Source organism: Leucogemmata humicola (assembly GCF_055379415.1).
The window spans coordinates 4,815,173-4,827,545 of record NZ_AP040875.1; the positions used below are offsets into that span (position 1 = coordinate 4,815,173).

A 12,373-nucleotide genomic window follows, 5' to 3' on the forward strand; every position below is an offset into this window, starting at 1 on the left:
TTTGCTACAACGAGTTACGTCGCACTACCCGGCAGCGCTATTCGCTCTCTGGCAGGTCGGGCCGAACTGGGCCGGTGGAGGAGTCCTGACCATGCCGATGGTCACGCTCTTCCTCGGCGTCTTCGGCCTCAGCCTGCGCTTCTTCCTGCTGCTCGCGCGCCAACGTTTCCGCGCGTTCGCGACGGTAGTTGGCGTACCACTCACGCGTGATCTCGCCCGCCAACTCGCGGTTGCCAAGACCAAACGAGAGAGCAAGCGCGAGCGCGATGGCACCGAACAGAATCGCGAACGCGGTCGTCACGATATCCGTTGCGATGCCGAGTTCCTGCAACGCCATGAAGATCGCGAGCAGAATCACACCGCCGCGTCCGATGCGCGCCAACGAACGCCCGCCGTGAACCGCGCCGGCCGACGCCGCGATCAATCCGCCAACGAACCCGCCAAGCACGATGCCGACGAGAATGATCACGATCGCCGCGATCACGCTCGGGATGTAGCTCACGAGCGTCGACACCACGTTTGCCAGCGAGTCCAACCCGAGCGCATTCGCCGCGAGGAGAATCACGGTGAACATCACGAGCCAGAACACCAGATTCGCCAGCACGCGCGTCGGGTTCACGTGCGTTCCCGAACGCTCGACCGCCTGCGTGACACCACCGCGCTCGAGCAGGTGGTTGAGGCGAATGCGGCGAAGCCCGCGCTCGGTGAGGCGCTCGAGCACCTTCGCCAGCAGATAGCCGGCGAAGAGAATGATCAACGCGCCGAGCAGCGCCGGCAGAACCTGACTGAAGACTCGCGCCGAGCTGCCTTGCAGCCGGTCGGTCAGGCTGGTGGTATCCTGTTGGAACATGCGGAGAATCTACTACTCCCAGTTCAGTTGCGCGTCCCTCGTTTGACGTCGAAGATCACGCTGCGTTTGCACGTCGGGCAGATGAGCCACTCGCGCTTTCGTGCGTAGCCCAATCCGAACGAGCCGCCTCCGATGCTGCGGACCGTCATGGCCGTTCCGTCACGCGGGCAGGTTGGATGCGCCTGCCGCGCGACACTCTCACGAATGGCGCGCTCCTCCTCGGGGTCGTAGCGTGCCGTCTCTTCGGTCACGAGATCCGTACGACGACCTTACCGAACTGCTCGGCGCTCTCGAGGCGTTCGAAAGCCGCGCGGCCGTCCTCGAGCCGATAGACGCTGTCGACGGGCGGCAGCAGTCGCCCCGCACGAAGCTCCGCCACGATCGCGTCGAACTCGGCGTCATTGCCCATCGTTGAACCCATGATGGACCACTGATTCCAGAAGAGCCGGCGGACGTCCGTCTCGACGATCGGGCCAGACGTAGCACCGCACGTAACGAGACGCCCACGCCGTCCGAGCGCGTGTAACGATTGCGCCCACGTCGCCTTGCCAACGTTGTCGACGACGACGTCCACACCCCGTTTGCCCGTGCGCTCGCGAATCACGCGGCCCACGTCAACGGCGTTGCGATTCAGCGTTTCGTCGGCGCCCATGTCTCGCGCCATACGAAGCTTGTCGTCGCTGCCCGACACGACCCATACACGCGCCCCGATCTGCTTGCAAATCTGCAGCGCCGCGAGCGCGACGCCGCCACCAATGCCCCAGATCAACACCTGGTCGCCCGACTGAACCTGCGCGCGACTCACGATCATGCGCCACGCCGTGAGCGTCGCCAACGTGAACGCCGCGGCCGATTCCGGAGCTATGTGCGACGGGATCGTTCGAACGTTGGCCGCGGGCACCACCACATACTCCGCGAGCGTTCCGGGATGATGTTCGCCGAGGATTCCGTAGCGCGGGCAGAGCGGCTGTTCGCCGGCTTGGCAGTACTCACACGTGCGGTCGCTCAAGCCGGGATTGATGACGACGTAGTCGCCCACCGCAACGCCAGTTGCCGCGCTGCCAACAGCGTCGATCACGCCGCACGCGTCGGCGCCTAATGTCCAGGGCGGAGCGATCGTGATGCCGGGCAAACCGCCGATCGTGAAGAGGTCGAGATGGTTGAGCGCGGCGGCGCGAACGCGCACGCGAACGTCGTCATCCCGGCGAAGCTGCGGCACAGGGAGATCGTCACGGAACTCGATCTGGTCGAGCCCACCGTGGGCGGAGATGGTGAGTGCACGCACTAAAGGAGGGGCCGTTATATTCGGGTTGTCTGCGTGCAAAACTACTTCGTTTCGCGCTTCACCGTTCTCCGTCCTGTCGAATGGCTTCCATCAAAGTTCCCCCGCTCGGTGAGTCCATCGTCGAAGCCACCATTTCCCGGTGGCTGAAAAAAGAGGGCGACGCGGTCGCTCCGGGCGATACCCTAGTCGAGCTCGAGACAGACAAGATCACGGTCGAAGTGCCGGCCATGAGCGCAGGCGTGCTGACGAAGCGTGCGCACGCCGAGGGCGACGTGGTGAAGGTCGACGAACTGTTGGCCGAAATCGAGGAGGGCGGCGGCGCGGCTACGGCGGCCGCTACTCCGGCTTCGGCTCCAGCGCCTGCTGCTCCAACCCCAGCCGCGAAGCCAGCCGCTCCCGCTCCTGTGGCCGGCGAGGTACGAGCATCGCCAGCGGCACAGCGCGTTGCGGCTGAGAAGGGTATCGATCTCTCCACGGTCCAGGGTACGGGTCGCGGCGGCGTCGTGAGCAAGCCAGACGTCATCGAGAGCGCGACGAAGGCACCGGCACAACCGGCCGCTCCTGCACCGGCAAAGCCAGCCGCACCTTCGGCACCCGCCACGGCTCCGCGCTCGCCGCTTCCTGCGGATCAGCGCGAGTCTCGCGAAAAGATGACGACGCGGCGCAAGCGGATCGCGGAGCATCTGCTCGAGTCGCAACACGCCACGGCGCATCTCACGACGTTCAACGAGATCGACATGTCGGCGGTGATCGCGGTGCGCGAGCGGCTGAAGGAGCGCGTTGAAAAGGAGCAAGGCGTGAAGCTGTCCTTCATGCCTTTCTTCGCCAAGGCAGCGTGCATGGCGCTCAAGGCCTATCCAACGGTCAATGCGCAGATCGAGGGCGACTCGATCATCTATAAGCATTATGTGAACATGGGCATCGCCGTCGCGTCGGATGCCGGGCTGGTCGTGCCGAACGTGAAGGACGCCGATCGAAAGGGGATGCTCGACGTGTCGCGCGACATTGCCGCGATGGCCAAGCGCGCGCGCGACGGCAAGCTCACCATGGACGACCTCAGCGGCGGCACGTTCACGATCACGAACGGCGGCGTGTTCGGCTCGCTGGTGTCCACGCCGATCATCAACTACCCGCAGGTCGGCATCCTCGGTCTGCACAAGACGCAGGATCGTCCCGTAGCGATCAACGGCAAGGTCGAAATTAGGCCGATGATGTACGTCGCGCTGTCGTACGACCACCGGATCATTGACGGACAGCAGGCGGTGCTCTTCCTCGTTCGCGTCAAGGAACTGATGGAAGACCCTGCTTCGATGCTGATCGACTGAGTCGTTCCGCCGCCGGCGCTGCCGGCGGCGCTCCCCCGCGCGGTTAACTTTCGGGCAATCCGACCACACCGCGCACTCAGTCATGAGCACCTCAGCCACGCCCTCTGAATCCCCCTCCGGCCACACTCCGGCCGATGTCGTCATCATTGGCGGCGGACCCGGCGGCTACGTCGCCGCGATTCGCGCCGCACAGCTCGGCTTCAACACCGTTTGCGTCGAGATGGACAAGACGCTCGGCGGCACCTGCGTCAACGTTGGGTGCATTCCGTCCAAGGCGCTGCTGACATCGTCAGAGCACTACGAGTTCGCGGCGCACTCTGCGGCGGCGCACGGAATCGGCGTGGGTCAGCTGACGCTGGATCTGCCGACGATGCTGAAGCGGAAAGACGATGTCGTTGGGCAGAACACGAAGGGCATCGAGTTTCTGTTCAGAAAGAACAAGATCACTTGGGCCCGCGGCTTTGGGACGCTCGAGGCGGGGAACGTCGTGACGGTAACGACGGGTGGTGAGGCGGGGGGCCCCCCCGCGAATAAAATCGCCTCGTATCAAGCAAAGAACGTCATCATTGCCACCGGCTCTGTACCGATCGAACTCCCCTTCCTCAAGTTCGACGAAGAACGCGTCCTGTCGAATGTCGGCGCACTCAAGATCCCCGAGGTCCCCAAGCACCTCATCGTCATCGGCGGCGGCATCATCGGCCTCGAGCTCGGCTCCGTCTGGAAGCGACTCGGCGCCAAGGTCACCGTCGTCGAACTCCTGCCGGCGATTCTGCCGGGGATGGATGACGAAGTCGTAAAGGAAGCCGACCGCGTCTTCCGAAAGCAGGGCATCGAGATTCGCACGGGCACGCGCGTCACCAACGGCGGCCGCACCGCGGACGGCGTCTTTATAGAAGTCGAAAAAGACGGAAAGTCCGAGCGCATCGAAGGCGACTACGTGCTCGTCTCGGTCGGCCGCCGGCCGGCAACGGCGGGTATCGACGCAAAGAAGCTCGGCCTGAACATGGGCAAGCGCGGCGAGATTCTCGTCGACGATCAGATGCGTACGAACCTGCCGAACGTCTACGCGATCGGCGATTGCGTGCCCGGACCGATGCTCGCGCACGCCGCCGAAGAGGAGGGTGTTGTCGCGGCAGAGGTGATCGCGGGTCAGCCGGTGCACATGCACTACAAGTCGATTCCGGGCGTCGTGTACACATGGCCGGAGATCGCGTCTGTCGGCCTCACCGAGCGACAGGTCAAGGAGAGCGGCCGCGAATACAAGGCAGGCAAGTTCCCGTTCTCGGCGAACGGTCGCGCGCGCTCAATGGGCGAGAGTGCCGGGTTCGTGAAGTTCGTCGCCGATGCGAAGACCGACGAATTGCTCGGCGCGCACATGATCGGACCGAACGTGTCGGAGCTCATCGCCGAGGTGGTGCTCGCCTTTGAGTATCGCGGATCGTCGGAGGACATCGGGATGACGGTGCACGCGCACCCAACCCTCTCCGAAACCACAAAGGAAGCGGCGCTCGCCACGCTCGGCCGCGCGCTCCACTTCTAACGTGTCGGGATACTTCGCCCTCGAACCCCGCCCGCTGCTCCCTGAGGACACTCAGGGAACGCGGGTGTTGTTGTTGGGAACGCTGGGCGTCACACCGTACATCGATCGTGCACTCGAAGTTCTGGCGCACGCTGAGCGCGGCAACGATCCGGAGCATCGCGCCATGGTGATTGCGCGCGACGGAACGGTTGCCGGACTCGCGCTGTTCGGGACGATTTCGGGAACGCAGTTCGCGGCGCGTCTGCACACGGCGGTGCTCGCGCCAGGTGTGCGAACGGACGACGTTGGCGAGCGGCTCATGCGGTCGGTGAGCGACGCGGCACGCGACGCTGGCGCGCACTTCATGCTCGCCGAGATGCCAGATGATCCGGCAATCGGCTCCGTGCTCTCGCTGCTCCGAGACCATGGATTCGAAGAGGAAGCACGTGTGCCGGACTTTTACCGCGAGGGCGTCGCGCTCACGTTCTTGCGACTCACGCTTTAGCGCCCGACTCCAGCGTCACGTGCGCATGGACGGCGTCAATGAGTTTCTGCTTATCGATGCGCGCGCCCGGACAGTATGAATGCGTGGTGCGCGGGTCCTCTTTGTGGAGACGCAGCGAGCTGGGATTCAAACTCGCTGCCATCTGCAGGGTCGACAGCGCGCTGATCGTGTTTCGCCAAACGTCGGGGTGCAGCTCTTCGTGGTCGTAGTCGCCGACGATCTCGACTCCCCACGAGACGTCGTTCCACGACGGTGAGTGAACACCGGGAACCGTGAGCGGCGTGAAGGTCCAGATCAGATCGTCCGCAACGAAGAGGTGCGGTCCTCCCGACCATTTCATGTCGTCACGATAGTAGCTCTCGAGGCCGCGCATGCGTCGCGCGCCAGGAACCGAGTGCCACTCGTCGAAGCGGGGATCGCCGGTGTTATGCACGACCGTGAACTGCGGACGCCACGCACTGAACGACAGCGTCCGAACATAGGCTTCGAATTCCGCAGCCGTGAACCCGCGACCGACGATCCCTTTCCACCCCGGCATTGACGACACTCCGCGTCTCGCATCGAGTCGCGAGACGGCGTTCGCCGCGCCGCCTCGCTACGGTCGAACGCCTCCCGCCTGCAGGCTCGCTGCCTTTAGATATTTGTCATACCATGCTACGTACCGCACCAGCCGGTCGTAGTTGAAACTCGGCAGCGACAGCCCGTGATGCTGGTTCGGATAGACGACGAGCTGCGACGGCACGCCGAGGCTGCGCAGCGCTTGATACATTTGCTCTCCGCCAATCACCGGGACGTTGAAGTCTTTGTCCCCACCCATGAACAGCGTGGGCGTGGTGATGCGATCGGCGTGGAAGAAGGGATACGACAGCTTGATCCAGAGATCCTGATTCTTCCATGGAGCGCCGAGTTCGTTCTCGTACTGGTAGATGTACTGGTCCGATCCGAACATCGAGAGCTGCAGCGCACTACCGGCGCCGGAGATCGCCACCTTGAAGCGAGTGGTCGTGGCAATCGTGTAGTCGGTGAGAATTCCGCCGTAGCTCCATCCTCCGATCCCTAAACGATCTGGATCGGCGATTCCGGACGCGACGGCGTAATCGACACCAGCGAGCAGGTCGACCACTTCCTTGTTTCCCCAGTCAGCGAAGATGGCCTGTTGATACTTCTCGCCGCGGCCACTGCTGCCGCGATAGTTCACGTTCAACACCGCGTAGCCGTTTGCGGCGAACAACTCGCGCTCGAAGCTGAATGCGTGTTGATCCTGCCCGTTAGGTCCGCCGTGAATGCGAAGCAGTAACGGATACTTGTGGCCGGCGACGTAGCCAACCGGTTTGACCATCAGTCCGTGCGCGTCGTTGCCGTCCTTCGCGCGGAAGCTGACATCTTCGGTCGAGGCGAACTCGATACCGGCAAGCCACGCGTCGTTCTGATGCGACAACTGCCGAAGCGAACCGTTTTCGAATGCGTAGACTTCGTTGGGCTGCGTTGCTGTCGAATTGAGAACGGCCATTCGACCGTCTGCTGCGTACGTCACGCCGCCAATGACGCGTCGTCCACCGGTGACTACCTGCACGTTGCCGCCATCGACTGAAACGCGGGCAACGTACCGCGCACGATCGTCTGTCACGACGAAGGTGATCGACTTTCCGTCGGGGCTGAAGTGCGGCGCGGTCACCGGTCGATCGAGCGATGACGCGATCAGGCGCGACGCGCCACCGGCGGCAGGAACAATCGCGAGCTGTGATTGATCATACGCGCTGTATTTCGGCGCGCTGCCGCGCATATACGCAATCAGCGCCCCGTCCGGACTCCACACCAACGGCCCGCCGTCCGGTCCGTCGTACGTCGTCAGCTGTCTTGGCTGGGCACCGGTGCGAGCTTCGATGACGAAGACATCACTGTTGTTGGAGTGATCGAGATCGCCTGGGACGCGCTTGCTCTCGAACGCGATGAAGCGCGAGTCCGGCGACCAAGATGGCGATCTCTCTTCGTACAATCCCGGAGTGAGAACCGCCGAAGTGCGTGCCGCGACGTCGAAGAGGTAGAGGTGGCTGCTCGTGGAGTCGAGATAGCCGTCGCCGTCGTTCTTGAAGTGATATCGATCGATCACGATCGGCTTCGGTCGCTTGCTGGCCGAGTCGGCCTCTGGGCGCGGCTCGGTCATCACGAGCACGATGCGCTTGCTGTCGGGCGACCATTCGTATTCTTGAATACCGGCCTTGAGCTCCGATACGCGCTGCGCTTCGCCACCACGCCGATCGAGAAGCCAGAGCTGCGCGCCCTTCCCTTCCTGTCGCGACGATAGGAATGAGAGATACCGACCGTCGGGGCTCCACCGCGGCGAACTCTCGCCGTCCGGCGACGACGTCACGCGAACCGTCTCGGCGCCATCCCAGCTCGTCATCCAGATGTCGCTGTCACTCTTGTCCTTGGCCGAATCGGTGGTCGCGACGACGTAAGCCACCCACTTCCCGTCCGGCGATATCTGCGCTCCGCTGACGGTCTTGAGCCGGTACATGTCGCCAACGCGAAGCGGCCGTTTGGCCGGCGCCTGAGCGGCGAGCGTGGAGGCGGCAAGCAGAAGTACCAGTGGGGTGAGTCGAACGCGCATCGTGCAATTCTCCGAGAAAACGAGACGGCAATCCTGAGGGAAAGTCTGGACGTGGGGAATTGGATTGTCTACGGCCGGGCCTCACCGCGGGGAAGAAATCGCGGCTGGCCGATTCAATCGAACCCTGGCGCAGAAATCGTCTGGCGCGCATTCTCCCGAACCCTCACTCCTCTCAGACGCCAAGATGAAACGAATCGCCTTCGTCGGCCTCGCGGCCATCGCTGCATGCCATCAACCGACGACCGGCGCAGCTCCGGCTCCGGCGACCTCAGCCTACGACGTCGTCATCGAAAACGGCCGCGTCGTGGACGGAACTGGCGCAGCATGGTTCTACGGCGATGTCGGAATTCGTGGCGATCGAATCGTCGCGGTCACGCCACTTGGAATGCTGCGGTCGGCAGCCGCCAAGACGCGTGTCGACGCGCGCAACCTCGTCGTCGCGCCGGGTTTCATCGACATTCAGGACCAGTCGGGCGGCCAACTACTCTCCGGCGACGGCCGACAACTGGGAAAGATCACGCAGGGAGTAACGACCGGCATTCTCGGCGAAGGCTCGACGCCCGCGCCGCTCAATCCAACGTTGCTCCGCTCTGACGCAAACCAGTTGACGCGCAGCTTTGCTACGCCGCACGGGTTCAATGCTTGGCTCAGCGCGATGGAAGCGCATGGTATCTCGCAGAACGTTGGATCGTTCGTCGGCGCGGGCACGATTCGCCAGTATGGCATGGCTGAGCGCATGGGAGCGGCGACGGGCGCAACGCTCGATTCGATGCGCGGCGCGGTTCGCCGAGCGATGGAGGACGGTGCGTTCGGGTTGGCGAGTGCGCTGATCTATCCGCCGAACACCTTCGCGACGACCGAAGAGCTGATCGAAGAGTCGAAGGCGATGGCACCGTTCGGCGGCATTTACATCACGCACATGCGTTCCGAGGCGGATCATCTGCTCGAAGCGATGGACGAAGTGATTCGCATCGCCAAAGAGGGCGGCGTTCCTGGCGAGATCTATCACCTCAAGGCGGCCGGCACTCGCAACTGGCCCAAGGCACGCGCCGCCATCGCCAAGATCGACTCAGCGCGCGCTGCAGGGATCGATCTTCAGGCGAATATGTATCCGTACCCCGCCGGTGCGACCGGACTCACGTCGTGTCTGCCGCCAGAATATTCGGCGGAAGGAAAGCTGTACGACAACCTGGCAAGTCAGGCGATTCGGACGAAGATCCGCGCCGAGGTGTCGCGGCCGACGAGCGAGTGGGAAGACATGTGCGGTCTCGCGTCGCCAAAGGGCGTTCTGATCACGAGTCTCCGGCAGCCGGCGAATCAACCGTACATCGGCAAGCGGCTCGACGAGATCGCGCTGATGAAGAAGACTGACTATCTCGACGCCGCAATGGACCTCATTCTCACGGAACACAGTCGTGTGGAGACGACGTACTTTTTGATGGATGAGGAAAATGTAAAACTGCAGCTGCGGCAGCCGTGGATGAAGTTCGGCAGCGATGCCGGCGGCCCGGATCCCGACAGCGTTCGCGCACTCGTGCATCCGCGGACGTTCGGAAATTTTCCGCGCGTCCTTGGCAAGTACGTGCGCGACGAACACGTCATTCCGCTCGAGGATGCGATTCGCAAAATGACGTCGGCGGTGGCGACGCGACTGTCGATCAGCGATCGCGGCCTGCTCAAGCCGGGCATGTTCGCCGATGTCGTGGTATTCGATCCGGCAACGATCGCCGACCGCGCGACCTTCGAGCAACCCAAACTGCTCTCGGTGGGCGTGCGCGATGTCTGGGTCAATGGCGTTCAGGTGCTGCGCGACGGGACACACACCGGAGCAAAACCGGGCCGCGCAGTGCGCGGCCCGGGGTATCGATCCGTCGTGCAGTAGCGCTGCTACTCGTTACTGTCCTGCTGTCGCCTTGACGCGATCGAGGAAGAGCTGCTCCAGCCGACCCGTCGTACCGCAGGGAATGCGATCGCTGCTCGCACCGGTCATGTCCTGGCCGGTAGGAATGAACGTCGTTTGCACCGTCGTTCCTCCTTTTCCGTCCGGGACGACCATGGTGAGCATCGACATGTAGATCTTGTACGTCGCCGCCTTTGGTCCGGTCATTCCGGTGCCGCAGTCGACGAAATCGGTCATGGACCGTCCGGCAATCTGTCGGTACTTGAAGAAATCCGGATTCCCTAACTGGCGCCCAGCGGGATTCTCGACTCGAATGGGAATCTCGAGATCGGCGTACACCTTTTTCACGGCGATCCAAACGGCCGCCGGTGCCGCAGCGATTGCGACTGACGTCGCGAGCGGCTTGTCGCCATAGAGCGTGCCCGTCTCCTTGCTTGAAAAGATGACGGGCGGACGCGCCAGAGCCTCGTCGGGCGGTGGACTGCCTGCACTCGCGCAACCGGCGAGGACGACTAAGAAAAGGGCGCGGCGCATACGACACTCCTGGAGGGAATCAGTTAGAAGATGCATAACGCGCCGACGGTCGCAATACCGGCCGAGCGGATTAGTGCGGCGGACGGGACTCGAGGATCCCGAGCGCCGTAGGCAAGGTCACCTCGACCCAGCGAGCATACATCTCACCCGACGGATGCAGGCCATCGCCGGCCACGAGCGCGGGCTCTTGTGTCACTCGGCGCGAAATCGGAGTGATGTCCACGTAGCGCGCACCACCCCGCCCAGCTTCGTCCCGATTCACGGCGTTGAATGCGTCAATTTCCGCGGCGATGTGTGCGCGATCTCGGCCGGCAGCAAAGGGCGTGAGCCCCCAGTCCGGAATCGAGAGCACGATCACGTGCCCCGCATTGCCGCCCGCAAAGCGAACGGCTCGAGCGAACAGAGCACGAAACTGCTCGCGATACTCCGTCACAGGGCGCGCTCGGTACTGATTGTTCACACCGATGAGCAGCGTGACGACGTCGAACGGTCCGGCCGGATGCGCGTCGTCGATCCCAGTCGAGAGCTCGTCCGTCGTCCAGCCGGTGCGCGCCACGATCGTGGGGTCGGCGACGCGGAAACCGCGCGCGCGGAGCAACGCCGCGAGCCGCACTGGCCATCGTTCCTTGTCACTCACCGATTCGCCGATCGTGTACGAATCGCCCAGCGAGAGAATCCGAATCTCCGCCGCGGGAGGAGCAGCCTGCATCACGGTTTCACGTATCGATTGAACACCAGCGCTGCGTAGCTCGTGAGTTCACCGGCGTCGAACGCGCGGATGAACGAGTCCATTGGTTCGATCATCGACGTGCTGAGGTTCCCGGGAGAGGGAACGTACAGCGGATGCGTCATACCGAGACGTCCGAAATAGCTGCGAATGATGACGCTCGTTGCATCGTGCGGGAGCGTTTTGACGTTCTGCGCGAACGCGCCAAAGCCGCCGTCGCGGCCCATGAGATACTGCTCGACATTCGACATATAAAATGCAGAAACGACCATTCCGTGCTCGCTGGCGTACGTGCCCACGGAACGCACTGCCTTGGTACCGGCGACATTACCAATCACCGGAACGATTCGATCGGCTAGCTGCATGCCGCGGACAAACTGGAATGCCGACTCGTCGGCCAAATACCCAATTTGCTTGCCGGCGCGGTCGGTTTCGAAGATCAGACGGCCGAACGACGGATACTCGCTTCGGTTGTTGCGTCCCAGACTCGAGTACCGCGTGTCGAGGCCTTCAGCGACGAACTGCGCTCGGTATCGGTCGATCATCTCGAGATCGTGCGCGTCGAGCGCTACATGATAGCTCGCAATGCGATCGTTGCTCGCACGACGCGTCGCCGCCGCGATGGACGAATCGGTGCGCGTTTCGCCAATGTAGGCGATGAGCTCGGACACCGGTCGACCAGTCCACGTGTCGATGTCGGCGGGAACGCGCTTGCCGAATAGCAGGCACATGTACTCGAGCCGATTGCGCGACATCGCAAAGAGCGATTTGAATAGCAAATGCTCGAGTAGATTGTCACGGCGAATGTCGACCATGAACGCAATCGACGGCCGAATGATCGCGATGTACGAGAAATTCTGATCCGGGCCCACACCCATGTACACGCCGCCGTGCGTGCCGACGGAGCGTAGCTGGCTCGCCACGTGGAGGTAGGACACCTCGTTGGTGATGATGTTGTCCGAATCGAAATAGCCGTTCGGCTCGGACAGGCGGGCCACGAGACCGGCAAACGACGAATCGGCGGCGCGCGGCGCTTGGGCCGGCGCGGCGCTGGCGAACACCGTCGCGACAGCGGCGGAGATCAGGAAGGCACGGCGCGAGATCGTCACGCGCATAA

12 protein-coding genes are annotated in these 12,373 nt (G+C 63.1%); 4 read left to right on the top strand and 8 right to left on the bottom strand.

The annotated features are described in order from the left end of the window. Nucleotides 1–37: 37 nt before the first annotated feature. Genes AC6H4Z_RS20605 through AC6H4Z_RS20615 form a run of 3 tightly spaced genes read right to left on the bottom strand, consistent with a single transcriptional unit; the run spans nucleotide 38 to nucleotide 2,135 of the window. Nucleotides 38–850: a mechanosensitive ion channel family protein gene (locus tag AC6H4Z_RS20605; protein ID WP_497543846.1), complete on the bottom strand. Its 813-nt coding sequence runs from the start codon at nucleotides 848–850 to the stop codon at nucleotides 38–40. Nucleotides 851–873: 23 nt separating this feature from the next. Next, nucleotides 874–1,101: a hypothetical protein gene (locus AC6H4Z_RS20610; protein WP_497543847.1), complete on the bottom strand. Its 228-nt coding sequence runs from the start codon at nucleotides 1,099–1,101 to the stop codon at nucleotides 874–876. Further along, on the bottom strand, nucleotides 1,098–2,135 hold the full coding sequence (locus tag AC6H4Z_RS20615; RefSeq protein WP_497543848.1) for a zinc-binding dehydrogenase: 1,038 nt from the start codon (nucleotides 2,133–2,135) through the stop codon (nucleotides 1,098–1,100). The genes AC6H4Z_RS20610 and AC6H4Z_RS20615 overlap by 4 nt, the downstream gene beginning before the upstream one ends. Nucleotides 2,136–2,215: 80 nt before the next feature. Between AC6H4Z_RS20615 and odhB the strand changes: the two genes are divergently transcribed. The 3 genes from odhB to AC6H4Z_RS20630 all read left to right on the top strand — a co-directional run bounded on the left by odhB (nucleotide 2,216) and on the right by AC6H4Z_RS20630 (nucleotide 5,484). Continuing rightward, entirely contained in the window at nucleotides 2,216–3,460 is a 1,245-nt protein-coding gene (gene odhB / locus AC6H4Z_RS20620) for a 2-oxoglutarate dehydrogenase complex dihydrolipoyllysine-residue succinyltransferase (RefSeq protein WP_497543849.1), read from the top strand. Between the two features lie 82 nt (nucleotides 3,461–3,542). Beyond that, nucleotides 3,543–5,000 carry a dihydrolipoyl dehydrogenase gene (gene lpdA, locus AC6H4Z_RS20625; RefSeq protein ID WP_497543850.1) on the top strand — a complete coding sequence of 486 codons (1,458 nt, stop codon included), beginning with the start codon at nucleotides 3,543–3,545 and terminating at the stop codon, nucleotides 4,998–5,000. A 1-nt stretch (nucleotide 5,001) separates the two neighbouring features. Further along, on the top strand, nucleotides 5,002–5,484 hold the full coding sequence (locus AC6H4Z_RS20630; protein ID WP_497543851.1) for a GNAT family N-acetyltransferase: 483 nt from the start codon (nucleotides 5,002–5,004) through the stop codon (nucleotides 5,482–5,484). Here the strand turns inward: AC6H4Z_RS20630 and AC6H4Z_RS20635 are convergent. Beyond that, on the bottom strand, nucleotides 5,474–6,022 hold the full coding sequence (locus tag AC6H4Z_RS20635; RefSeq protein ID WP_497543852.1) for an N-acetylmuramoyl-L-alanine amidase: 549 nt from the start codon (nucleotides 6,020–6,022) through the stop codon (nucleotides 5,474–5,476). The two genes, AC6H4Z_RS20630 and AC6H4Z_RS20635, sit on opposite strands and share 11 nt — an antisense overlap. Before the next feature lie 57 nt (nucleotides 6,023–6,079). Continuing rightward, on the bottom strand, nucleotides 6,080–8,095 hold the full coding sequence (locus AC6H4Z_RS20640; protein WP_497543853.1) for a S9 family peptidase: 2,016 nt from the start codon (nucleotides 8,093–8,095) through the stop codon (nucleotides 6,080–6,082). Nucleotides 8,096–8,279: 184 nt separating this feature from the next. Between AC6H4Z_RS20640 and AC6H4Z_RS20645 the strand changes: the two genes are divergently transcribed. Then, nucleotides 8,280–9,977: an N-acyl-D-amino-acid deacylase family protein gene (locus AC6H4Z_RS20645; protein ID WP_497543854.1), complete on the top strand. Its 1,698-nt coding sequence runs from the start codon at nucleotides 8,280–8,282 to the stop codon at nucleotides 9,975–9,977. Between the two features lie 12 nt (nucleotides 9,978–9,989). On the opposite strand, the gene AC6H4Z_RS20650 is transcribed toward AC6H4Z_RS20645, so the two are convergent. The 3 genes from AC6H4Z_RS20650 to AC6H4Z_RS20660 form a co-directional block, all read right to left on the bottom strand. Beyond that, nucleotides 9,990–10,529 carry a hypothetical protein gene (locus AC6H4Z_RS20650; RefSeq protein WP_497543855.1) on the bottom strand — a complete coding sequence of 180 codons (540 nt, stop codon included), beginning with the start codon at nucleotides 10,527–10,529 and terminating at the stop codon, nucleotides 9,990–9,992. A 70-nt stretch (nucleotides 10,530–10,599) separates the two neighbouring features. Continuing rightward, a complete protein-coding gene (locus tag AC6H4Z_RS20655) occupies nucleotides 10,600–11,238 on the bottom strand; it encodes an SGNH/GDSL hydrolase family protein (RefSeq protein ID WP_497547070.1) in 639 nt (212 codons plus the stop codon). Further along, complete coding sequence (locus AC6H4Z_RS20660; RefSeq protein ID WP_497543856.1) at nucleotides 11,238–12,365, bottom strand: LIC_10091 family protein; 1,128 nt, start codon at nucleotides 12,363–12,365, stop codon at nucleotides 11,238–11,240. Before AC6H4Z_RS20660 ends, AC6H4Z_RS20655 begins: the two co-directional genes overlap by 1 nt. Nucleotides 12,366–12,373 lie beyond the last annotated feature (8 nt).